Below are 24,074 nucleotides of genomic sequence, written 5' to 3' on the forward strand. Positions count from 1 at the left end.
CTAGTGCGCGGATTTCATAGTCTGACATCCGACCTGATCTTCCAAAGCAGCCAATACTCGTTCAGTCATTTCCGTCGTCGACAACGCCTGATGATGGCGACCAGCAAGATCTGCCGTTCTATATCCTTGCGAAATCACTGATAATACAGACTTTTCTAAAACGCTTGCTGCTTCATGCTGAGAAAAACTATGTTCGAGCAGCATGGACAAAGAAAGTAATGTGGCCAATGGGTTTGCTCGATTCTGTCCAGCAATATCTGGAGCGCTTCCGTGAACAGGCTCGTATAACCCTGGACCCCTCGAGGAAAGCGACGCAGAGGGAAGCATGCCGAGCGAACCCGTGATAACCGCTGCTTCATCGCTGAGAATGTCGCCAAATAAATTTTCCGTAACCACCACATCAAAAAATGTTGGCTTTTGCACCATCATCATAGCGGCGGAGTCCACCAATTGATGATGAACCTGGACTTGCGGATAATCTAAAGCCACTCGCTGAACGACTTCCCGCCATACTCGACTGCTCTCCAAAACATTCGCTTTATCCACTGAGGTCAGATGACCGCGACGTTTCGTCGCCAAATCAAATGCCACTCGAACAATGCGTTCAATCTCATCCTCTGTGTAATGAAGTGTATCGACCACTTCCAAACCGTTGGCTGTCTGGCGACGCTCTTTGGGTTCTCCAAAGTAAAGTCCACCCGTCAACTCGCGCACGATGATAAAATGACTGCCTTCCACCACTTCACGTTTGAGCGGAGAAGCATCCATTAATTCTGGGAAGACACGGATAGGCCGCAAGTTAGCAAAAACCTGCAATATCTTGCGCAGCCCTAAAAGACCCGCTTCCGGGCGAAGATCTCCAGGTAAATTATCCCATTTTGGTCCACCAACAGCACCGAGCAGCACCGCATCACTTGCTTGGCAGATTTCCACTGTACGCTGTGGCAAGGGATGTCCGAACCGGTCAATAGCTGCACCACCAATATCCGCTTCTTCTACTTCTGTTGAAAAAGAAAAAAGAGATTCGATTTTTTTCAGAACTGTTAACGCGGCACTTGTCACCTCACGGCCAATGCCATCCCCTGGCAATACGGCAAGTCGATACTGCATGCTTGCGTCCCTCCTTATCTCTCCGCAGCTAGAGCTAATACATTTTGTTCAAGCTGTGATTTCAGATGAATACGATTGATAGCGTCAAGAAACGCCTTGGCTGAAGCAGCCAGCACATCATTGTCCAATCCCCTGCCTGCACCTGCCTGATTGCCTAACTGCACTTTTACATAAACTTCAGCCAACGCATCCTGACCACCCGTCGTCGATTGTATGCGATAGTCGAGCAAACACATGTTTTCTCGTGCCGATCCGGCTACAATTCTTTCAACAGTGTTGAAGATAGCTTCCACTGTTCCATTACCAGTGGCAACTTCTCTGACACTTTCTCCATTGGATAAACGCACACCCAGAGCAGTCGTGGTTTTATCTTCCATATACGTAACGTGCAGAAAATCCAAATGATATTGCTGAATCATTTCCTGCTGGCCACTCTCTAAAAGCAAAGCGAGGATATCGTCGTCCGTCACTTCTTTTTTATGATCAGTTAAAGATTTGAATGCGTTGAACAGTGCGTTAAACTGTTCCTCCTCAAGAAGAATGCCCAGTTCCATACATTTTTCTCGAAAAGCATGGCGACCCGAATGTTTTCCCAACACCATTTTGTTTGACCCATAGCCAACCATCTCTGGACGAATAATTTCGTAAGTCAACGTATTCTTCAGGACTCCATCTTGATGAATGCCTGATTCATGAGCGAATGCGTTGCCGCCAACTACTGCCTTGTTGGGAGGAACCGAGATACCTGTCAGTTTGCTGACCAGTTTAGAAGTCAGGGCTGTCTGTGCCAGTTCGATGTTTGTCTCTACTTCATACCAGTCCCGTCGAATGACCAAGGCTGTGAGAATTTCTTCTAAAGCAGCATTACCGGCGCGTTCACCAATTCCGTTGATGGTACCCTCAATCTGTTCGACTCCGGAAGCAATGGCCGCCAGGGAGTTAGCAACCGCTAAACCGAGATCGTCATGACAGTGTGCGGAAAATTTGACACAATGAGCATTGGGAACATTCTCTCTGAGGTACTGAAACATAGCTACATATTCGGCTGGTGTGCTGTAGCCCACTGTGTCTGGGAGATTGATAACTTTCGCACCAGCATCAATCACCGCTGTGATAATCCGGGCTAGAAAGGTCCATTCACTGCGTGTAGCGTCCTCGGCCGACCACTCTACCACAGGGAATTTGGCAGCAGCATAACGAACAGAGCTTACTGCCGCTTCAACCACTTGATCGGGTGTCATACGAAGCTTATGTTCCATATGAATAGGGGAAGTAGCAAGAAAAATGTGTAAACGCGGTTCAACAGCCTCTTTTAGTGCTTCCCAGGCAGCGTCAATGTCGCTGACATGGGCTCTGGCCAGTCCACAGACGGAAACATTGCGAACGCGCTTGGCAATTTCCTGCACAGCGAGAAAATCGCCTTGTGAAGAAGCCGGAAAACCGGCTTCCATCACATCTACTCCATAACGCTCCAACTGTAACGCGATTTCCAGTTTTTCATGACGATGCAGGTTCACACCAGCCGACTGTTCACCATCTCGCAATGTCGTATCAAACACTTCAAGCTTTCGCATGAACGGCCACCCCCTGCTGTTTAGCACGCTGTTCTGGTGACTGAATGAAAGGCATCATTTCTCGTAAACGGCGCCCAACCACTTCAATGGGTTGTTCACGCTCACGTCTGCGCAGCGCGTTGAAAACAGGGCGATTAGATTGGTTTTCCAAAATCCATCCTTTAGCAAAAACACCTTGCTGAATTTCACGGAGAATTTTTTTCATTTCCGCCTTAACAGCATCATTGACAAGTCGTGGTCCAGCGTTAAAGTCTCCCCATTCTGCTGTATCGGAAATGGAGTAACGCATGTAAGCTAAACCACCCTCATACATCAAGTCGACAATCAGTTTTAACTCGTGAAGACATTCGAAATAGGCAACTTCTGGTTGATAGCCGGCTTCTGTGAGCGTATCAAAACCTGCCTTGACCAGCGCAGAAAGTCCTCCACACAGCACAGCCTGTTCGCCAAACAAATCAGTTTCTGTTTCTTCCTGAAAACTGGTGGTGAGTACCGCCGCTCGCCCGGCTCCAATGGCTTTGGCATAAGCCAACGCCAAAGGCCAAGCCTGACCTGTCGCATCTTGTTCGACGGCAGCCAGAGCAGGTACGCCTCCACCCGCAGCAAAAACGCGTCGTACCAGATGGCCTGGACCTTTAGGAGCCACCATAAACACATCCACGCCTACTGGAGGAACGACTTGAGAAAAATGAATGTTAAAGCCGTGAGCAAAAGCGAGCGCCGCGCCAGGTCGCAAATGCGGCAAAATTTCCTGACGGTAGACTTCTGGCTGACGCTCATCAGGTAAAAGCAACATCACCACATCTGCCTGCTCCACTGCACTGGCTACATCAAATACAGCAAATCCATCCTCTTCAGCCTGTTGAAACGAAGCTCCCCGGCGAACCCCCACAATTGTATGCACCCCACTATCGCGCAAATTTTGTGCATGAGCGTGCCCTTGAGAACCATAACCAATCACTGCAACCGTCTTATCCTCCAACGCCTGCAGTGAGATATCATGATCGTAATAAATGGTAGCCATTATCCATTCCTCCCAAGAATTTAGGTTTGTTTCGCTATATTTCTAAAGGTTGAGAGCATTGGAGCGCATCAGACGAGCAATTTCTTGGGTCGTCTGACTATCGCGAGTCAAAGCCGTCACACCCGTACGTGCCAATTGCAAAATCCCATAAGGGCGAAGAAGCGCAATCAGGGCATCTACTTTCTCAGGTTACCAACCGCTTCAATCATCACCGTGTCCCTACCTACATCTAAAATTCGCGCACGGAATGGATCGATCAGCGTGATAAGCGTCGAGCGACTATTCAATGGACTATTGACTTGAAGAAGCACCAATTCTCTGGCCACTATAGGTTCTTCTGTCAAATCGCTTACTTTCAACACATCAATTTGTTTGTGTAGTTGCTTCATGACCTGCTCCACAGTTACTTCATCCGTTTCAGAAAGCACAATGGTCATGCGAGATTGATTTTCTAACTCAGTGGAACCAACTGTAATATTTCTGGATATTAAAACCTTTTCGTAAAAAAAGGGCTGTGACACGGTGTAAAACACCCGCCCGATTGTTGACAAGAACGGAAAGAATACGATTCACAGCGGCACCACCCCTACCATCTCGTGCAGTCCTTTGCCAGGAGCAATCATGGGATAGACGTTTTCCAACGCTGCTACACGACAATCCACAAGCACCGGGCCAGGTTCCTCAACTGCTGCAAGGAGTACCTGGATAACTCTGACGCTTTTTCTACACGATAAGCGGGTATACATACGCATCAGCAAGTTTGACGTAATCAGGCTGAGAGACCAGAAGCGATTCAGAATAGCGCTCATTGTAAAAAAGTTCTTGCCACTGACGAACCATGCCGAGTGAGCCGTTGTTGACAATCATCATTTTGATTTGGCAATTTTGCTTCTACACGACAGAGAGTTCCTGTAGTGTCATTTGAAATCCGCATCGCCCAGTACGGCTAGAACCGTTTTGTCTGGTTTGCCAAACTGCGCGCCAATCGGTGCAGGCAATCCAAAACCATGGTTTCCTAATCCACCGAGGCACCCAGCATCCGGATTTTGGAAGGTGTAAAATGAGCCGCCACATCTGATGTTGACCAACATCTGTTACAACAATAGCGTCCCATCCGTCAACTTGTTAAAGTTGCTGCAAGACAGCCTGAGTTGATTATATCCGCTCTGGCACATACAAAACGGGAATTCACGTTTATTCCCATAAACACGTTCTTTCCACTGAGCAAAGTCTTTCACTTCCTGTCCATACGCAATAATCCATCAAAGCTCGCTTGGCATCTGCCACCACCGGAATATGTGTACGAATGTTTTTTCCGATCTCGGCTGGATCAATGTCGATATGCACAATCGTGGCATTGGGTGCAAAATGCCGTACATTTCCGGTTAATCGATCGTCAAATCGAGAGCCAATATTGATAAGAAAATCAGTTTCATAGAGCGCTTGGTTGGCTGCGTAAGACCCATGCATACCTGCCATGCCAAGAAACTGTGGATGAGTGCCAGGAAACGCCCCAAGACCGAGCAATGTACTGACGACCGGCAATTGGTACACTTCAGCAATTGCAACAATTCGCGATGGCTTTGGCATGCAGAACACCTGCACCGACCAGCAATAAGGGACGCTCTGCTTCAGCCAAGCCTTCTATAATACGCTTGAGTTGCAATAGATTAGGTTCCAGATTCGGTTGATAGCCCGGTAAGCTGAGCGGTCCACCATCATCCAAACGTCCCAGCGAGACAGCAACATTTTGGGTATATCAATCAAAACGGGTCCAGGCCGGCCGGTGGAAGCAATATGAAACGATTCCCGAATGACTTGCGAGAGTTCATCGACATGTCGAACTTGATAATTGTGTTTCGTAATAGGAGTAGATATGCCAATAATCGATGTTTCCTGAAAAGCGTCTGTGCCAATGACTTCGGTAGAAACTTGACCGGTGATGGCTACGATGGGCAGGGAGTCCATCATGGCATCTGCCAGACCTGTCACTAGATTGGTTGCTCCCGGTCCTGACGTAGCAATGACCACGCCGGGCCGGCCAGTCACACGCGCGTAACCTTCAGCCATATGAATGGCTCCCTGTTCATGGCGTGTCAGCACATGACGAATGCCGCATTGATAGAGAGCATCGTAAAGTGGTAAAACGGCGCCACCTGGATAACCAAACATTAAATCGACGTTTTCCCTGCGCAGAGACTCGACGAGAATTTGTGCACCCGACATCATACAACTTGACGCCACTTTGGCTGAACTGCCGTCCACAGCGAATTTGTCCATGTTCTCCCCCTCCTATCTGGTCGATGATTTTGCTTGAGAGTTGACAAGATGACTGCTTAGCTGCTGCTTGATAAAACTGCACCTGTATTGGATGATGTAACCAATTGAGCATATCTTCGTAAATAGCCAGATAATTCACGCTGTGGAGAAGCAACTGGCTGTTGATATCTACGCTCTAATTCATCTTCTGTGACAAGCAGGGTAATGCTGCGATTGACAATGTCAATACGAATTCGATCTCCTTCCTGTACATAGGCAATCGGTCCTCCGAGTGCCGCTTCCGGTGAGATATGGCCAACACAAATACCTCTCGTAGCACCAGAAAATCTACCATCCGTCACCAAGGCTACCTCTCGGCCAAGACCACGTCCGACAATCGCGGATGTGGGTGAAAGCATCTCAGGCATCCCGGGTCCTCCTTTGGGTCCTTCATAGCGAATGACCACAACATGGCCTGGCTGCACCTCGCCTCGCTCAATACCAGAGCTTGCTTCTTCCTGAGAGTGATAAAATAGCCTCACCCTCAAACACCTGAATATCGGGATCGACCGCACCCACTTTTAGAACGCTGCCATCTGGAGCAAGATTGCCATAAAGTATAGAGAGACCGCTACCGGACTATAAGGATTCTCTATACTACCGAATCACTTCAGGACGCCGAATCGTTGCGTTCTTCACTTGTTCACCCAGCGTTTGACCGCTGACAGTAATCCGCTCTGGATGAATCGCTCCGGGAATTTGGCAAAGTTCGCGGATGATGGCTGACACTCCACCAGCTTCATGACATCTTGCATACTGAAATCGGAAGCTGGGGAAATTTTGGCAAGATAAGGAACTCGCTGGGCAATTTGATTAATCCGGGCTAGAGGGTAATTAATCCCAGCTTCATGAGCAATAGCCATTAAATGAAGTACGGTGTTGGTGAACCACCCATAGCCATATCGAGGGCAAAAGCATCATCAATCGCTTCTGGCGTAACGATGTCGCGTGGCCGGATATCTTCTCGAACCATCCGCAGCAAGTGTTCGGCAGCTTCACGAAACAAGTTTTTACGTTCTTCTGCCGTGGCTACCAACGTCCCATTTCCAGGAAGCGCCAAACCGAGCATTTCCATAATGCAGTTCATGGAATTGGCGGTAAACATTCCTGAGCAAGAACCACAGGTAGGGCAAGCATTTCTTCCAAATCTTGCAATTCGGCCAAACTGATACGCCTGCCTGATAGCCGCCAACTCCTTCAAAAACTGACGTTAATGAGAGCGGTTTTCCCGTCAACCTTGATTTTCCCGCCTCCATAGGACCGCCAGAAACAAACACACAGGGAACGTTTGTACGAACAGCAGCCATAAGCATTCCTGGTGTAATTTTGTCGCAGTTGGGCAAGAAAAAGACTCCATCAAACCAATGCGCCTGAATCATGGTTTCTGCCGAATCAGCAATCAATTCACGACTTGGCAAGGAATAGCGCATGCCAACATGTCCCATGGCAATCCCATCGTCAACACCAATCGTATTGAATTCGAAGGGCACTCCTCCCGCCTCGCGTATAGCTTCTTTCACCAGTTGTCCAATCTCAGCTAAATGCCTGTGGCCAGGAATGATATCAACATAGGAATTACAGACTCCAATAAACGGTTTAGGCAAGTCGGTTGGCCTAACTCCGGTAGCATAGAGCAAGCTGCGATGCGGGGCACGATCCGGTCCTTTTTTGATGTTGTCACTGCGCATCTTGTTCTTTGCACCTCCTATGGCATTGTTTCAAATAAATCGACAACTCCTGTCCATCTTTGGTCAACCATCTTACTCAAAAGTTAAGCTCCTCAGAAACAGCATGAGGAGCATAAACCGCATAGCCGTCTGTTTTCGTACGTTCTTGAAAAACTCGATGCAATTGACGAGTCACCTCACCCGGTAGACCACTCCAATGACTCTGCGTCCACTTTGATGACAGGGACCATCTCTGCCGCCGTTCCCGTCAGGAAAATTTCGTCCGCCACATACACATCATGGCGCGTAAATGGTTCTTCACGTGTTTCAATATGCAGTTCTTGCGCGATTTCCAAGACGGCTTGGCGTGTGATACCTTCCAAAGCTCCTAAGTACGTAGGCGGTGTGTAAACCACTCCGTCTCGAACCAGGAAGACATTCTCACCCGAACCTTCCACAACATAGCCCTCACTGTTCAAGACAAGCGCTTCATTTACGCCAGCAGCATGCGCTTCTAGCTTTACCAATATATTGTTCAGATAATTGAGACTTTTGACCTTTGGACTGAGCACGTCGGAACGATTGCGTCTCGTAGCAGCACAGATAACCTCAATTCCCCGTGTATAAAGTTCAGGGGCAAACATGTTCAATTGTTCAGCAATGACGATGACTTCTGCAGTTGGGCATTTTTTGGGATCCAGTCCCAAATCACCCATGCCTCTGGTGACTACCAGCCTGATGTAAGCGTCATTCAACAAATTCCGGCGCACAGTTTCGGCGACTATTTCCATCATTTCATCCAAAGAATAAGGAATTTCTAGGAGAATGGACTTGGCCGATGCATAGAGACGCAACAAATGCTCACGAAGGCGAAAAAGGTTACCCGAATATGCTCGAATACCTTCAAATATTCCATCGCCGTAGAGTAAAACCGTGATCGAACACTGATACAGTGGCCGAATCTCTGTCAACAAACTGTCCATTACGAAATATCCACTGCTCCATAAAATCTCTCCTCCCGAAATTCCCTTTGCCAATTTGTATAGAGTCCGTAGAAAGTGAGCATTCTCGAAACCTTAATTTTGAATTTTCAATCTTCTTTGCTTTGATGCGCTCAGAAGAGGTGTAGAAGGATTCGGAATTCTCGTTCAAATAAAGGCTTGTTGGTCATTTTAGTATGGGATTTTTACACTGTCAACGCGACGAATGTGCCATTTTAGCCATGTAAACGTTTTTCTCCGAAAATTTAGAAAGCGTTTACTTTCAGATGGTTATTGAAGTTTTCAGATTTTATAAATTATTTTGTCATCGAAAAACGGCCCCTTTTACAGGGAGCCGTCTTAAGCCTTAGTTGCTTATTTTTCATTCACGGATGAATACCATGCACTGCCGATATTCAATACAGCCATCTTACTCACTCAATGCTTCCAGCGGCATGACACAAGCCACTTTCTGTACTTGCTGAACTTGCGCTAGCGCATCGCAAAGTTCATCCATACGATGGGCGGGAATACTATGCGTAACGACCACAATCTCCGCCTGCCCTTGCTCCACTCGTTTTTGCAGAACGGTTTCCATACTGATGCCAGCGTCGCCAAAAAGCTGAGCAATGCGTGCAAAGACTCCAGGTTTGTCAGATACAGAAAAACGAACATAGTGCTGGTAGAGCATCTCATCAGGAACCACACGTTTTTGCAAATAGAGACGATTTTCGGGCGATCCGGCTACACCAAGGCGAATATTGCGCAGTAACGAGATAATATCCCTACGACCGCACTAGCAGTGGCATGGAACCAGCCCCCCGCCCAAAAAACATCAAATCTCCAGCTGCGTCCCCACGCACAAAAAGCGCATTGTAACTATTGCTGACATGAGCCAGCGGATGAGCAAGCGGAATAAGTGTCGGTCGCACACGCAAGGACAGCCGTCCGTTGCGATCGGTTCCACTCGCCAATAATTTGACTACACACCCCAATTCGCGCGCATACTGGACATCACGCGCGGTGATATGGCGTATCCCTTCGACTTGAACATCAGCCAGTTCCACACGGGCATGAAATGCAATGGAGGCCAAAATCGTCAATTTCCGAGCAGCATCCAAACATCAATGTCACTGGAGGGATCCGCCTCAGCATATCCGAGTGCTTGCGCCTCGGCTAAGGCATCTGCAAATTCTGCTCCTGTTTCGCTCATTTGAGTCAATATAAAATTTGTTGTGCCATTAATAATGCCTTTTAAATCCGTCACTTCATTGGCCGTCAAATTCTCTTGCAAAGGTCCTACGAGCGGTATGGCGCCACCTACTGCAGCTTCATACAGAACTTCAACGCCAACATCATTGCAACTTTAAGAATTTCGGCACCATATAGCGCAATTAAATCTTTATTGGCTGTCACCACATGTTTCCCACGACGCAAGGCCTCGAGGATATAGGTACGTGCTGGCTCAATTCCACCTATCGTCTCCACAATCACCTGAATTTCTGGGTCATCCAAAATATCATAAGCTTGATTAGTCAATTTACTACGGTCAATTTCGGGCGAGCGCGTTTTTTCTAAATCTCTTACCAAAATTCTTTTGACGTAAGGTCGGAAGCCTGTCAAATGTTGAATTTTCTCAGCACGGCGATGCGCCAGGAGCACAGTTCCTTGTCCTACGGTTCCACACCCTAATACTCCTAGAGCAATTGTCAATTTTCTCTTCTCCTTCTTTCTCTACCAGTGAGATTTAGCTAGTTATACAATGCGAACTTCAAGCTGTCAAGGAAAAATCTAAACACTTGAACAAGACCTTATTCCTGTGCAGACGAACTCGTATAAGCTGTCAGGCTTCGTGGAAATTTAAAACTGTATGTCGTGGCAACAGACTGGGAGGAAACTAAATCATGGACCTCACAACTGGCAAAACGTTATGGACAATGACTTATAGCAACCCGCCAACTTATCCTGAATTGTCTCAAGATGAGGAATGCGATGTTGCTGTTTTGGGCGCTGGTGAAGCAGGCGCTATCTGCTCGTGGTATTTAAGCAAAGCAGGATTTCATTGTATGGTTGTGGACAAACGACAAGTGGGACGGGGGTCCACCCAGGCCAATACCGGTCTCGTACAATTTATGAACGACATGCCACTCCATAAGCTAATAGAAATTCATGGCCGAGAAAAAGCTGTACGTTTTTATCGACTCTGCCAACAAGCTGTATCTGATTTAAGCGATCTTGTTTTGCAGATTCCATACCCAACAGAATATGCAGCTAAAGATAGTCTTTATTTTGCTTCTTCATCCAAAGATGTTAAATGTTTGGAAGAGGAATATCGTTGCTTGATCGCAGAAAAATTTCCTGTTGAATTTTTATCCCGGGTCGAAATTGAAACCCGTTTCCCTTTCAGTAAACCTGCTGCTCTTTGGACAGGTGGAGATGCACAAATCAATCCTTATCGATTGACGCACAGCATTTTTCAACATTTAGAAAGTCGAGGGACACGTATCTTTGAAAACACCGAAATCGTCAACCTGAAAATAGAACGCGGTTCCCCAGTTCTATATAGCTCACAAGGTCACCGCATTCGCTGTAAATATGTTATTTTCGCAAGTGGCTATGAGACCGAAGAGCGTTGGCAAACATCAGGTACCAAACTGCAAACCACATATACCATTGCAACAGAACCTGCAACGGATTTTTCTGGATGGTTGAATCGATGCTTGATTTGGGAAACGAAACGCCCTTATCTATACCTGCGCACCACTGCAGACAACCGTATCCTTGTTGGTGGGCTTGATGAAAATACCATTCGCAATCCAGAGCGGGACAAAGTTTTGTTAGAAAAAGTCACACAGTTAAAGAGCAATCTAGGACAACTCTTCCCTGAGTACACGCAAATAGGTGTTGCTTGTCAGTGGTCTGGTGTTTTTGCTACCAGTAAAGACGGCATGCCTTTTATTGGTCGCCACCCTCAACTCCAGAACTGTTTTTATGCGCTGGGATACGGTGGTAATGGCACAGTTTACTATACGATGGCAGGCAAAATCCTGACTCAATTGCTGATGGATGGATCTCACCCCGACGAAGATTTGTTTGATGCGCGACGGTTTCAGCTCCTCTACCAATTGGCTGAAAAAATAGGACTACATTGATAACGCTTTTTGAAATCGCGCGGAGATATAGTATGCTTTTCCCATCGGCATACAGTGGGCTATATCTAGCCTGAAGCAGGGAGAGGATGGAGATTGGGCAATCAATACTGTTTTGTCTGCGGCGCAGACAATCCGCGCGGACTCCATGTCCACTTTGAAAAACGTGATCGGGCGAACTCTTTTGCCACTTTTTACGTAGATAAAGAAATGGCTGGTTGGCCAAGCGTTCAACACGGGGGATTACGAGTACTTTACTCGATGAAGCCTGTGCATATGTAGCCACTTTTCTCGGCAAAGTGACGGTTACGGCTGAATTAAACATATCGTTCAAAGCCCCGGTTCGGGTGGGAGAAACACTTTACATAGAAGCCACGCCAACCAGGGAAAGCCGGAAACTGATTTTGGTGCATGCCACCATTCATAATGCAGAAGGTGAACTTAAAGCAACGGCTGATGCCAAAATGATGGTTCTTTCTAAAGACCAGTTAGAAGAATTAGGGTTATCAGAGAATATTTTGAATGAAGTGAGTACCCCGCGCAAAGCCAATAAATGCGCGGGAGACACGCTTCACCCTTTTCTTTTAGCCAAGCTCTTCAATTTGTTCTCTTGTCGGCATAATGGAGAGACTTCCGGAGCGAGCGGCAATATAAGCTCCAGCCCGATTGGCAAACCGCACGGCATGTTCTAACTGCTCATGATGTGCAGTCAGCAGTGATGCTTTCGCATCAATTACCGTCAATAATTCAGCCCAAAATGCGCCCAAAAATGTATCTCCCGCACCTGTGCTATCCTCTACTCGTACTGGAATTGTTGGAACATGGCGGCGCCATCCATCCCGATGTACAATCCACGCGCCCTTGGAACCGCCGGTGATGAGCAGCCACGTTGGTCCGCAATGAGCAAGCTCTTCCATAGCCTCGTCTATCTGAGATTTCCCTGTCAGTAAACATGCCTCTTCTTCCGCAACTTTTACAACATCCGCCCATTGTAATCCCAAGCGCATAGCTTCTATACCCATTTTTTTATCTTTCCATAGAGCAGGGCGCCAATTTGGATCGTAAGAGAGTACAGCTCCTTGATTTTTAGCCAAAGACAACAGTTCTAGAAGAGCCTCACGAGCTGGTGAAGCACACAGAGTCAGTGAGCCGTAATGAAGGACACGACAGGAAGAAGCGTATTGCTCCATGATGTGAGTTGTATGCCAGGCAGTATCCGAACCCGGATTGCGCAAAAAAGAAAATGAGCGTTCTCCCTGACTGTCTAGAGAGACAAAAGCCAGTGTTGTCCATACTTGAGGTAATATACTCATCGCTCGGGTATCAATGGAAAGCTTATTGATCAGTTGCAAAAGAGAGTGTCCAAACGGATCATCCCCTACCGCACCAATCAAAGCAGTAGAAACCCCAATTTGGAGGCCGCTGCAAGCACATTCGCGGGTGCCCCACCCGCATTGCCCACCCAAAGCGGCGACATATCATCCTTTTGCATGTGAAAGTCAATCAGAACCTCACCAATCGCAACGAGATCGAACAAAGCATATCCTCCTATTTGTGTTGCCTGCTTGCTATCACAAGTTTGGTTGCAATGCCAATACCAACGCCTCATAGGGGCGGAGTGATATGCGGTCAATCGATAGATGAGTGGACTGAATCGGATAGTTACCCAGTTTCAGTTCAGCAATTTGGTAGCTCGCTAGTTCTTTTGGCTTTTCCCAAACTGTGTCGCGACCATAGAAATTACACAATACAAGCCAGACATTTTCGTTCATCGTTCGCGTATACGCATAGATATCTGGATGTTCTTCAGAGATGAGTTGATACCTTCCATACACTACCAATGGGTTTTGTTTACGCAACTGAATGAGCTGCTGATAATAGTGGAAAATGGAATTTGGATTGGCCAGTTCAGCTTCCACATTAATTTCGCGATAATTGGGATTTACCTGAATCCAAGGCTTTGCGGTACTAAAACCTGCATTTTCACCAGCATTCCATTGCATAGGTGTTCGCGCATTATCTCGCCCCTTTTGGTGAATAGCCTGTAAAAGCCGCTCTGGATCTTCACCGCTTTCTATAACACGTTCTCTCCATAAATTATGGATTTCAACATCTCGATAATCTTCAATGGAAGAAAAAGCGACATTGGTCATGCCGATTTCCTCACCCTGGTAAATGTAGGGTGTTCCCTGCTGCAAATGAAGAAACGTTGCCAACATTTTAGCGGATTCCACACGGTATTTTTTGTCATCCCCAAAACGTGACACGGAACGGGGCTGATCGTGATTGTTCAGATACAGACTGTTCCACGCCTTGCCATAAAGCTCATACTGCCAACGGCTCATCACTTCTTTCAAATCCGAGAGCTTCCAAGGCACTACATCCCACTTACCGCCTTGCCCGGCATCCAAATCGGTATGTTCAAACTGAAAAACCATGTTTAGCTCATGGCGGTCTTCTCCTGCATAAAGAATAGCGTCATGAGGTGTGACAGCTCCCGTTTCACCAACTGTCATAATGTCATAATGACTTAGAACTTCACGGTTCATCTCCTGAATGAATTCATGAACACGGGGACCATTGGCAAAAAATTCTCCACCCCATGCATAACCTTGCGAATTGGGATTTGGAGCATCCGGCAAACCTGGCACTTTTGAAATATGGTTGATAACGTCCATACGGAAACCGTCAATACCTTTGTCCAGCCAGAAACGCATCATTTCATAAACAGCTTTGCGTAACTGATCATTTTCCCAGTTTAAATCGGGCTGCTTGCGACTGAATAAGTGGAGATAATACTCTCCCGTAGTTTCATCAAATTGCCATGCCGATCCCGAAAAATAAGAAAGCCAATTGTTAGGCTCTCGACCGTTCTTGCCAGGACGCCAAATGTAAAAATCTCTGTATGGGTTATCTTTGGATTTGCGTGATTCAACAAACCAAGCGTGTTCATCTGATGTATGATTGACAACTAAATCCATAACCAGTCGCATGCCTCGCTTGTGTATTTCAGCCAGCATCCGTTCAAAATCCTGTAGGGTCCCAAACTCCTTCATGATTTCATAGTAATTAGAAATATCATAACCATTATCGTCATTAGGTGATGCGTAAATGGGGCAAATCCAAATAACATCCACACCCAGTTCCTGAAGATAATCCAATTTCTCAGTAATACCGTTCAAATCACCGATTCCATCACCGTTAGAGTCTTTAAAACTACGTGGATAAATTTGATAAACAACAGCTTCTTTCCACCATTGATGTTGCAAAATGAGAACCTCCCAGCTTTAACATGACATTTTATTTTTCTAAACCTTGCCTAAACCTCTTATCCTTTAACAGCACCAGCAGTCAATCCAGATACAATCCACTTTCGGAAGATAATGACCAAGATTACAATAGGTAATATGGAGACGACCGATCCAGCAAAGATGGTTCCGTAAGGTTCGCTGTATTGACCGCTAAAAAGGGCGATTCCGACTGGAATCGTACGCATCGTATCGGATGAATTGAAAACGAGCGCCATAAAGAATTCGGTCCAGGAGGCAACGAAAGTGAAAACGGCGGCAGCAAATAGTCCTGGACGTGTGAGCGGCAAAAAGATTCGATAAAACGTTTGAAAAACACTTGCACCATCCATTTTGGCTGCTTCAAATAGTGCACCGGGGACTTCCAAGAAATAATTGCGCAAAATCCAGACAGCAAAAGGCATATTGAAAGCACTGTAAGGAATAATCAGCGCTTGATAGCTATTTAGCCAATTCACATCACGTAAAAGAACATAAAGAGGAGCAATGACAGCAATTTCAGGAAAAACAGAAATAATGAGCAAGGCGATTAATACGGTCTTTTTTCCAGGAATGGGCAAACGAGCAACAGCAAAACCAGCCATACTGGCAAGAGCCAGAACAATAAATGTAGAACAAATGGCAACAATAACACTATTTCGAATGTATATGCCAAAATTATCTTGTTGAAAAGCCGTAGCATAGTGAATAAATGTCCAGTGATGCGGAAACAGGGTTGGCGGATAAGCGCTAATTTCCAAGTCGGGTTTGACAGAAGTGACCAACATCCAATAAAAAGGGAGCAGAATAGCTACCAGAAATAAAATCAGCACCACATAACCAACGATAACTTGACGCTTCGTTTTCACGTTCAGGCTCCCTCCTCAACCAACGAGCGAAATGCTGATAAAAAGAGCAGACAAATCACCAACACCATCACCACTGTGCTGACAGCCACTGAAGAACCTAGTCCAAAGTGAAGATTGGTGAAAAGTGCTTGGTCAGCCAGCATAGCCAGGGATTGTGTTGCTCTGCCAGGTCCACCGCCTGTCAATACATAGGGCAAATCGAAGACACCAAACGCTTGCAGTACGCGAAACATAGCTGCTAATGCTATAGAGCCGCGCAAAAGCGGAAAAGTTATTTTCCAAAAAACTTGCCAACGATTGGCTCCGTCCATATAAGCAGCTTCATAATATTCTTTAGAAATCATTTGTAACCCGCCAAGTAAAATAATGACTACAAAAGGTGTCGTTTTCCATATATCTGCAACCATCATCGAGATAATAGCTGTTACAGAATGCCCAGTCCAAGTGACGGGAGAAGAAAGGATGTGCAAACTAATCAGCACATAATTCAAAACTCCATACACTCCATTGTAGATATAGGACCACATTTCTGCTGAAATTACCGTAATCAGCGACCAGGGAATCAACATGACGACAAGCGAGACACTTTTCAACTGTTCCACATTATGGATAGCCAGCGCGATGAGCATACCGAGGACCAATTCTACAAAAACGGTTACTAAAGCGTAATAGATTGTAAACCAAACACTATGCCAGTAAATTCCAGAATGAATCAAGATATTGTAATTCTTAAATCCTTGCAGATGAATTTGAAATCCGTTATCTGTAATGGCAACATGGCTGAAACTCATGACCACGGAATACAAGATGGGAAACAACGTCACAAGGAGAATGACTAAAAGAGCAGGAGCCATCATGCGAATTCCAGAATTGCGATCACTGCGCAAAAAATATTTTCTTCCTGCTCGCCATTTTTGGTCGTTTCCCATGACCTGCTCACTTTGTGCCAAACTTATCCCCCATTTCACGTGAATAGAATAGCAGAAGGGCCGTTGCCGGCCCTTGACTACTAAACTTATTACAGACCGCTATTGGCACCTTGTGCCTGTTGAATTTGCTGTTGCGCCTTTTTCAACGCTGCACTTACGGATTCATTTCCAGCCAAAGCAGCATTGACATTTTGATAGATTGCCTGTGACACTTGTGGATAATTCGGTGATTGACTAGGACGAGCAATATATTTGGTTTTAGGAATCAGATTGAAAATCGGACTGACCGCCTTGACGGAAGGATTATTGGCGACCGCAGCATTGGTTGGGATTTCAGAAAACTGTTTAGCCAAAATGGTCTGTGCTTGCGTTCCTGTCATGAAATTGATAAACGCCAAGTCAGCTTTCAGATTTTTTGAATGTGGATTGACATACAAATCCCAACCGCCAATTGTACTGTAACCACCACCTGGCTGGAAGGATGGCAATACAGTTACGCCCACTTTACCAGCCACGCGCGAATTTTTAGGATTGTTAGAATCATCCCACGCGTACGACCAGTTGCGCAAAAAGGCTGCGTTGCCCTGATCAAACACATCTTCTGCTTGTGGTTCTTGCATTTGTACAACAGAAGCTGGTGTTACACCGCTGGTAATTAATCCGCGCATAAAAGACAGCGCTTTTGTTGCTTGCGGAGAATCAATGACTGGCTGTCCCTTTGAATTCAAAACCTTGCCGCCCGCATCAGTCAAATACTCCATGAAATCGCAAGTCAAACCTTCATAAGACGCACCTTGCCAAACAAATCCGTATTTAACGAGACCTCTTTTCTGCAGTGTTTCTGCTTCAGACTTCAATTGCTGCCATGTCTGAGGAACAGGCAATCCAGCTTTTTGTAAGAGATCTTTTCGATAGTATAAAAATCCTGAATCAGCGAAAAATGGCGCAGCATAAACTTTACCTTGATAGGTAGCGCCATTGACCAAACCAGGAGAGAATCGGCTCCAAAACGAGGAAGGTAGACTATCTGAAAGTGGTAATGCCAACTGATTAGCCGCAAATTGAGCAGGCCAAATCACATCTCCCATAAAGACATCCGGAGTGGATGAACCACCGCCAATCGCTGTAGCCAACGAAGAGCGGTTAGTATCTGTGTCGCTGCTTTGATCTTGCAGGACCACTTTAATTTTGGGATATTTCTTCTCAAACGCGTTAATCAAAGTCTGGCGTAAACCTGAGTGCGTAATCGGTGGCGCAGCCCAGACAATCGTACCGCTTGCATCAGAAAAATTGACTGTTTTACCAGTAGCAGCCGTGTTCGATGTTGTGCTGGAGCTAGTGTTTGCCGCACTATTGTTGGTTCCGCATCCAGCTACAAGACCCCCTGCCATCACGAGTGTAACCGCATACGCAGCACCTTTGGAGAATTTCTTCATCTTTCAGTTCCTCCTTTTGATCTGACCCTCTTTGGATACTTTTTCAAAAACATTTCTCAAGTTGCTCTTCTGACGTGGATGAATTTAAACATTTGACAGTTTCGCGCTCAACGATTCGATGCGGCATGTAATAAGTTCCTTGACGCGGCAGTTCAGACGGTTGTTCAATTCTTTGCAGCAGCGCTCGCACAACCTGTTCGCCAATTTCTTCAAACGGCTGCATAACGGTGGTCAAAGAGGGTATCACCATACGTGCAATCTGCAAATCGTCAAATCCAATAACCGACATGTCGTCCGGGACAGACAACCCGTGATCGTGCAAACAACGCATTGCTCCAATGGCCATTTCGTCACTGGCCGTGCAGATGGCTGTCAACTGATTGATCGGCTGACGCTTGAGCAATTCCTGCATCGCTGCATATCCACCGTCAAAACGATAATTCCCTGAAGTGACAAACGATTCGCTGTAGCCGATACCAAAATGCAATATTGCCCTGCGATAGCCTTCCAAGCGCAGCAAACCAGTCCGATCATCTTCAGATTCTCCTGTAATCATGCCGATCCGCTGATGCCCCCGTGCAACAAGATAAGCCACTACATCAAAAACGGCTCTTACATCATCCACTTTGAATGCTGGTAACGGCGTTCGACCCGTTGCTTCCGTTAAAGCAAGGGCAACAGGAATTCCAATCCTATCAAACAAAGCATCGTAGTCTTGATCGACCAGCTTGCTGGTGAAAATGATGCCGCTTACTTGATGTCGACGCAGAAAGGTAAACCCTTCTAGAGCTCTGTGACGTGAATGTTGCGAGTCAAAAAGCAGGATTTTCATATTGTTCTCACTGCATGCCTTTTCGATTCCGCGGTAGAGTTCAGTGAAGAAAAGATCGTTGATACCCGGAATGACTAAACCAATCGTATCTGTGCGTGATACACTGAGCCCTCGCGCCATAGCGTTTGGGTGAAAATCCAGCGCTTTGATGGCAGCCTGAACTCTTTGTTTCGTTTCCGGATCGACCAATTCTGGTTTATTAAGCACGCGAGAAACAGTAGCTGCAGAGACACCTGCCTTAGATGCCACATCACGAATCGTTACTTTCACAAAGCTCAGCTCTCTTCCATAAGCAACCAAGGTTCATCAGCATAAAAGCAAATGCGTGAGCAAACAAAAACTGTTATGATACATTTTCATAAATCGGTTTCATGAAAATGTATTCATAGATTAAATCAGATAGACCCTTAAAGCAAGACTATAAATTTCCAATCCATTTGGATTTACTATGTGCTTTGCACAAAAAAATATGCGCTGAGTTTTTACCTCAACGCATATCCAAAATACGAATGTACAGCGTATTATTTTTTATGTTTTTTCAGATTCAATTTCACTCTCATTCAGATGATAAGGAACTGTGGTAATGATGACATCTTTGTTCCACAAAAACCATGTACGTAACAACAATGAAGACTGGTTATGAAGAATTTGCGCCCAGTGACGTTTAGGCAAAAACTGTGAGAGGATGATGTGAATGTGATCGGGTCTTCCACCTTCTCGACTTTCAACAAATTTTATAAACCGCTGTACGGGTTGAATCAGAGAACGATACTCACTTTTTAAGGTCACCAGTCGACAAGGATTTCCCCATTCTTCCCATCGTTTTTCTATTCTTGCAATCGATTCATCATCAAAACCTACATAGACTGCAATAACATCTGAATTAAGCGATAGAGCAAAAGACAGCGAATTGAGTGTTACACGATGTAATCCGGAAAGCAGCAGAATCGTTACCACATGGTGGCGAATTGGTCGCTCTTCTTTTAGATTTATGCGCAACTCGTCTGCCAACAAAGTATAGTGTTTACGGATTTTAGTGGCCATGAACATCAACAACGGAAGAACTACCAAAACAATCCAAGCGCCACCAGTGAATTTTGTAACTGCAAAAACGATGGCTACGACCGCCGAAAGCACGGCGCCAAAACTATTGATAAAACTTTTCAGTCTCCACATCTTGCCTCGCACTCTTAGCCAACGTTTTACCAGACCAATCTGCGCCACCGTAAAAGCAACAAAAACACCAATCGCATAAAGAGGAATCAGCGAATTGGTTTGAGCACGGAAACCTTCAATTAATAACGCTGAAAGCGCAGCTAATACCAACATCCCGTTGGAGTACCCTAAACGATCACCACGAACAAGCAGAGAACGAGGCAGAAAACCATCTCCTGCCATTAAAGCTGTCAATTGAGGAAACCCTGTAAATGTGGAATTGGCCGCCAAAATTAGAACCAAAAATGTTGCCCAGATAATAATTTGATACAAGATACTGTGTCCAAAATATGAACCAAGCAATTGAGACAACATTGTATTATTGGGATTTACAGAAATTCCCTGGAAATAAAGAAGGCACGAAAACCCGATTAAAGTAATACCCGTAATCGTGCCCAACGCTATATAAGCTTTAATAGCTCCCCGTGTACGAGGCTCACGGAAAATTGGAACTGAATTAGAAATGGTTTCAATACCCGTCAATGATGAACACGCAGATGAAAAAGCTTTAAGCAGCAAGAGCAAAGTTAATCCCTTTGGAAAGACTCCGAATGGTGGTGTATATTTAGAAACCAGACCGTGAGGGCCTCCTTCTATAAAACCGTAGCCGATTAAAAACACCATACAGAGCATGAAGAACAGTGTTGGCCAAGCAAACACAGAGGCTGACTCACTAACCCCGCGCAAATTGACCAGTAAAATAATAATAATACATGCAATGGATAAACCAACAACATGCGGGGCTAATATTGGATAAGCGGAAGCAATCTGTTGGATACCAGACGAAATAGATACCGCAACAGTGAGTATGTAGTCAATCATCAATGAACTAGAAGCGAGTAGACGTACCCAAGGAGCACGAAAATTGTCTTTAGCTATCGCATACGCCCCTCCACCATTGGGATATGCGCTAACGCCCATAATATAAGAAATAATCAGTGCGGTCAGAAGTATAACAGTTGCTAAGGTAATCGGTACAATCAACCATTTTACGTCAACACCTAATTGCGCAATCTCTGTGATGCCTGCCTCTGGGCCATATGCTACAGAAGAATATAAATCTGCTGCTAAAACAGGTAGGGCGATAAACCAAAAAAGCTTGGTATGATTGTTATTCAGTTCTCTTGAGCGCATAGGTCGTCCTACAAGAAACCGCTTAACAGAGTTAAAATTAGCCACGGCAAACCAGAGCGCAAGAAGAGACAACACAATAAGTAAAGGATCTAAAAAAGGAAGAGTTTTATGCAATGCCAGTTGCCTCCTTCATGCATGCTCAAACAACGAACGTTGCAACACAGATAATAACATTAAATAGCGCCTCAGTTAGAAAAAATTTAGTTTTTTCTCCTTCCTGTATTATTTTCTTTTTCGGAAATGCAAAAAATACGCACCTAGCAAGAGAATAATCATGAGCAGCAACAGATACGGGAGTCCGCGCTGCATAAGAAACACATGATAATGATTCCACGCTACTCCAATATAGCGACCCGAAAGTAAAAAAAACGCAACCCAGATGAGTGCACTCAAAGCGTTGACAAGTGAAAATTTCCAAATGGGCATAGCGTCTATTCCAGCTAAATACGGTACCAATACTCTGACTCCGGCAATAAACTTGCCCATCAAAACAATCCATATTCGCCACTTGGCAAATTGATTTTCAGCTTTATTCAAACGTTTTTCGTTGATTCCAACATATTTTCCATACCGAACAAGCAAAGGTCGCCCCAGCATTCTCCCTAATGAATAAGCTACCGTAGAACCTACCACATTGCCCAAAAAAGCTGCCAACAATAATGGAAAGAAAGAAAACTGACCATGTATCCATTCTACACCAGAGACTACAAGCGTCGTTTCAGCCGGAAACGGAATACCCACCATTTCTAAAAATAGAATTAAAAAAACACCCATATATCCAAAATGGACAATCCATTCATGAACCGAAAGAGACAATCAAAAATTCCCCTCTCCATGAAATCAGCAAACTCATATATGTTTTATCCTAGCATTGATTGGTCTAAAATCCCATTAACTTCAGTATATCATTCCATACCTTAATAAAACGTGATCGTTGAAATAAGAATAAGCCTGCAACACCCCAGAGCACGGAGTATGCAGGCTGCATCACAAGTAAACGTATGGTCTTGTATAGTTACAATCAATTTTGAAGAGTGGTTAATTCAAGCTCGTAATCTGTAGGATCGGTCATATCTGTTCCGAATTTTACTCCTACCGCTTTCAATATGAGCGTCAAAACAACTGAAAGAATCAAATTGACTATACCTGCAGTTAACCCAGCGTAAGACGCTATAGCCAAATGACCTAAGTGTACAGTGTAAATTGAAGATTTAAACTGATTTTCAACGGCCATGCCAGTACCATAAATCATACCTACGGCCCAACCAATAAACAACGCATATCGGTTAAACCATCGTGTGTATAGCCCAAGTACAATGGCTGGAACAGTTTGAAGAATCCAAATACCACCAAGCAACTGCAAATTAATCGCGTACTGTGTTGGAATGCCTATAACGAAATAAAGCGCTCCTAATTTGACAAGCAAAGAGAATATTTTAGCTACCCTCGCCTCATGTTCTGGTGTCGCTTGACGAACAAAGAATTCTTTGTAGATATTTCTTGTAAAGAGATTGGAAGCTGCAATAGACATGATGGCTGCGGGTACAAGAGCACCAATGGCAATTGCAGCAAAACCTACTCCAGCAAACCAAGAAGGAAATTCTTTCAAAAATAAAAGAGGCACCGCATTACTTGTAACTTTTGTATGGATTCCTGCTGCCAAAGCCATATATCCTAGCAAGGCAAGAACACCTAACATAAATGAATAAATAGGAAGAAATGCCATATTTCGTTTAACCGCTACACGACTGCTGGCTGACAATGTCCCTGTTACAGCATGCGGATAAAGAAAGAGGGCTACTGCAGAGCCAAACGCCAAGGTCGCATAAGGCAAGAATAATTTAGGACTGATGACTACTGCGCCTTTCGGTTTATGTGTAGCAAGCGCAGCGGCTGCAGCATGAAAAATATGCGAAAAACCGCCCAATTTCATGGGAATGACGATGGCTGCAACAAGAATGACCACGTAAATCAAAATATCTTTTACAAAGGCAATCATGGCCGGAGCTCGAAGACCGCTTGTGTACGTATAGAGAGCTAGAATGATAAATGCAATAATAAGCGGCCAATCTCCTGCCAGACCCATCGCCGCTAATACCGCTTTCATACCGACCAGCTGCAGGGCAATATACGGCAACGTCGCAAGAATGCCTGTGACGGCAATCGCCAAAGCAAGTAGACGAGACTGATATCTTCCTTGCACGAAATCAGAGGCTGTGACGTATCCATGTTTCTTAGCTACTGACCAAAGACGCGGCATAAATAGAAAAGCTAAGGGATATACAACTATTGTATAAGGAACTGCATAAAAACCTAGTGCTCCTGAGCCATACATAAGAGCTGGTACGGCAATGAAAGTATAGGCTGTATATAAATCACCACCAAGCAAAAACCAGGTTACAAACGTCCCAAATCGTCTACCGCCCAAACCCCATTCATCTAAATGAGATAGATTTCCTTTTCTCCACCGGGAAGCAACAAAACCTAATACGGTGATAAAGATAAACAACAGAACAAATACAATTACAGCTGCTGCATGCAAGTATTTT

General features: G+C 45.2%; 20 protein-coding genes and 5 pseudogenes. 3 read left to right on the forward strand and 22 right to left on the reverse strand.

All coding sequences use genetic code 11. The features are described 5' to 3' along the window. From leuB to FY534_RS14725, 12 genes and pseudogenes are all read right to left on the reverse strand, one after another. A complete protein-coding gene (leuB, locus tag FY534_RS11330; RefSeq protein ID WP_203114600.1) occupies window positions 1-1,110 on the reverse strand; it encodes a 3-isopropylmalate dehydrogenase in 1,110 nt (369 codons plus the stop codon). 14 nt (window positions 1,111-1,124) lie between these two features. Then, complete coding sequence (locus tag FY534_RS11335) at window positions 1,125-2,684, reverse strand: 2-isopropylmalate synthase (RefSeq protein ID WP_203114601.1); 1,560 nt, start codon at window positions 2,682-2,684, stop codon at window positions 1,125-1,127. Then, a pseudogene (gene ilvC, locus FY534_RS11340) lies at window positions 2,671-3,720 on the reverse strand (ketol-acid reductoisomerase); the annotation flags it as partial. The gene FY534_RS11335 and the pseudogene ilvC, both read right to left, overlap by 14 nt. Before the next feature lie 30 nt (window positions 3,721-3,750). Then, window positions 3,751-4,281 (reverse strand): annotated as a pseudogene (gene ilvN / locus FY534_RS11345) (acetolactate synthase small subunit). Next, a pseudogene (gene ilvB, locus FY534_RS11350) lies at window positions 4,278-5,988 on the reverse strand (biosynthetic-type acetolactate synthase large subunit). Before ilvB ends, ilvN begins: the two co-directional pseudogenes overlap by 4 nt. 56 nt (window positions 5,989-6,044) lie before the next feature. Continuing rightward, window positions 6,045-7,132: pseudogene (locus FY534_RS11355) on the reverse strand (dihydroxy-acid dehydratase). Next, window positions 7,038-7,715 (reverse strand): dihydroxy-acid dehydratase domain-containing protein, encoded by a 678-nt coding sequence (locus tag FY534_RS15065; RefSeq protein ID WP_370541530.1) that lies wholly within the window; start codon window positions 7,713-7,715, stop codon window positions 7,038-7,040. Before FY534_RS15065 ends, FY534_RS11355 begins: the two are co-directional and overlap by 95 nt. Before the next feature lie 76 nt (window positions 7,716-7,791). Next, window positions 7,792-8,699, reverse strand: a pseudogene (gene ilvE / locus FY534_RS11360) (branched-chain-amino-acid transaminase). A gap of 405 nt (window positions 8,700-9,104) precedes the next feature. Then, window positions 9,105-9,392: an ACT domain-containing protein gene (locus FY534_RS14715; protein WP_238413527.1), complete on the reverse strand. Its 288-nt coding sequence runs from the start codon at window positions 9,390-9,392 to the stop codon at window positions 9,105-9,107. 67 nt (window positions 9,393-9,459) lie between these two features. Further along, window positions 9,460-9,777, reverse strand: coding sequence for a hypothetical protein (locus FY534_RS14720; protein ID WP_255567368.1), 318 nt, complete (start codon window positions 9,775-9,777; stop codon window positions 9,460-9,462). Continuing rightward, complete coding sequence (locus FY534_RS14875; protein ID WP_255567369.1) at window positions 9,774-9,968, reverse strand: hypothetical protein; 195 nt, start codon at window positions 9,966-9,968, stop codon at window positions 9,774-9,776. Before FY534_RS14875 ends, FY534_RS14720 begins: the two co-directional genes overlap by 4 nt. Before the next feature lie 26 nt (window positions 9,969-9,994). Next, complete coding sequence (locus tag FY534_RS14725) at window positions 9,995-10,387, reverse strand: hypothetical protein (RefSeq protein ID WP_238413528.1); 393 nt, start codon at window positions 10,385-10,387, stop codon at window positions 9,995-9,997. Between the two features lie 191 nt (window positions 10,388-10,578). Here FY534_RS14725 and FY534_RS11370 point away from each other — a divergent pair, with 191 nt between their 5' ends. The 3 genes from FY534_RS11370 to FY534_RS11375 all read left to right on the forward strand — a co-directional run bounded on the left by FY534_RS11370 (window position 10,579) and on the right by FY534_RS11375 (window position 12,515). Then, on the forward strand, window positions 10,579-11,826 hold the full coding sequence (locus FY534_RS11370) for an NAD(P)/FAD-dependent oxidoreductase (RefSeq protein ID WP_203114602.1): 1,248 nt from the start codon (window positions 10,579-10,581) through the stop codon (window positions 11,824-11,826). A gap of 93 nt (window positions 11,827-11,919) precedes the next feature. Further along, a complete protein-coding gene (locus FY534_RS14730) occupies window positions 11,920-12,105 on the forward strand; it encodes a hypothetical protein (protein WP_238413769.1) in 186 nt (61 codons plus the stop codon). Window positions 12,106-12,122: 17 nt separating this feature from the next. Further along, window positions 12,123-12,515 carry a PaaI family thioesterase gene (locus tag FY534_RS11375; protein WP_238413760.1) on the forward strand — a complete coding sequence of 131 codons (393 nt, stop codon included), beginning with the start codon at window positions 12,123-12,125 and terminating at the stop codon, window positions 12,513-12,515. Here FY534_RS11375 and FY534_RS11380 read toward each other — a convergent pair. From FY534_RS11380 to mctP, 10 genes are all read right to left on the reverse strand, one after another. After that, window positions 12,408-13,217 carry a carbohydrate kinase family protein gene (locus tag FY534_RS11380; RefSeq protein ID WP_203114603.1) on the reverse strand — a complete coding sequence of 270 codons (810 nt, stop codon included), beginning with the start codon at window positions 13,215-13,217 and terminating at the stop codon, window positions 12,408-12,410. The two genes, FY534_RS11375 and FY534_RS11380, sit on opposite strands and share 108 nt — an antisense overlap. Further along, complete coding sequence (locus tag FY534_RS11385) at window positions 13,214-13,360, reverse strand: hypothetical protein (protein ID WP_203114604.1); 147 nt, start codon at window positions 13,358-13,360, stop codon at window positions 13,214-13,216. The genes FY534_RS11380 and FY534_RS11385 overlap by 4 nt, the downstream gene beginning before the upstream one ends. A 34-nt stretch (window positions 13,361-13,394) precedes the next feature. Further along, a complete protein-coding gene (locus FY534_RS11390) occupies window positions 13,395-15,092 on the reverse strand; it encodes a glycoside hydrolase family 13 protein (protein WP_203114605.1) in 1,698 nt (565 codons plus the stop codon). A 59-nt stretch (window positions 15,093-15,151) separates the two neighbouring features. Beyond that, window positions 15,152-15,979 carry a carbohydrate ABC transporter permease gene (locus FY534_RS11395; protein WP_238413529.1) on the reverse strand — a complete coding sequence of 276 codons (828 nt, stop codon included), beginning with the start codon at window positions 15,977-15,979 and terminating at the stop codon, window positions 15,152-15,154. Between the two features lie 2 nt (window positions 15,980-15,981). Next, window positions 15,982-16,929, reverse strand: a complete 948-nt coding sequence (locus FY534_RS11400; protein WP_238413530.1) for a carbohydrate ABC transporter permease — start codon at window positions 16,927-16,929, stop codon at window positions 15,982-15,984. Between the two features lie 68 nt (window positions 16,930-16,997). Further along, the gene (locus FY534_RS11405; RefSeq protein WP_203114606.1) at window positions 16,998-18,344 is read right to left on the reverse strand and encodes an ABC transporter substrate-binding protein; all 1,347 of its coding nucleotides are present in this window, start codon (window positions 18,342-18,344) and stop codon (window positions 16,998-17,000) included. A gap of 43 nt (window positions 18,345-18,387) precedes the next feature. After that, window positions 18,388-19,446: a LacI family DNA-binding transcriptional regulator gene (locus tag FY534_RS11410; protein WP_203114607.1), complete on the reverse strand. Its 1,059-nt coding sequence runs from the start codon at window positions 19,444-19,446 to the stop codon at window positions 18,388-18,390. Between the two features lie 258 nt (window positions 19,447-19,704). After that, window positions 19,705-21,639, reverse strand: a complete 1,935-nt coding sequence (locus FY534_RS11415; protein WP_238413531.1) for an APC family permease — start codon at window positions 21,637-21,639, stop codon at window positions 19,705-19,707. 108 nt (window positions 21,640-21,747) lie between these two features. Then, window positions 21,748-22,341 (reverse strand): DedA family protein, encoded by a 594-nt coding sequence (locus FY534_RS11420; protein ID WP_238413532.1) that lies wholly within the window; start codon window positions 22,339-22,341, stop codon window positions 21,748-21,750. 205 nt (window positions 22,342-22,546) lie between these two features. Beyond that, window positions 22,547-24,067, reverse strand: coding sequence for a monocarboxylate uptake permease MctP (gene mctP / locus FY534_RS11425; RefSeq protein WP_203114608.1), 1,521 nt, complete (start codon window positions 24,065-24,067; stop codon window positions 22,547-22,549). Window positions 24,068-24,074 lie beyond the last annotated feature (7 nt).

Origin of the sequence: Alicyclobacillus sp. TC (genome assembly GCF_016804365.1) — a bacterium.
Lineage (GTDB): Bacteria > Bacillota > Bacilli > Alicyclobacillales > Alicyclobacillaceae > Alicyclobacillus_I > Alicyclobacillus_I tolerans.

Excerpts from the sequence above, each read along its gene's own strand:
- FY534_RS11405 (WP_203114606.1), bottom strand. The coding sequence starts at position 18,344 with ATGAAGAAATTCTCCAAAGGTGCTGCGTATGCGGTTACACTCGTGATG.
- FY534_RS11370 (WP_203114602.1), top strand. The coding sequence starts at position 10,579 with ATGGACCTCACAACTGGCAAAACGTTATGGACAATGACTTATAGCAAC.
- FY534_RS15065 (WP_370541530.1), bottom strand. The coding sequence starts at position 7,715 with ATGCGCAGTGACAACATCAAAAAAGGACCGGATCGTGCCCCGCATCGC.
- leuB (WP_203114600.1), bottom strand. The coding sequence starts at position 1,110 with ATGCAGTATCGACTTGCCGTATTGCCAGGGGATGGCATTGGCCGTGAG.
- FY534_RS11335 (WP_203114601.1), bottom strand. The coding sequence starts at position 2,684 with ATGCGAAAGCTTGAAGTGTTTGATACGACATTGCGAGATGGTGAACAG.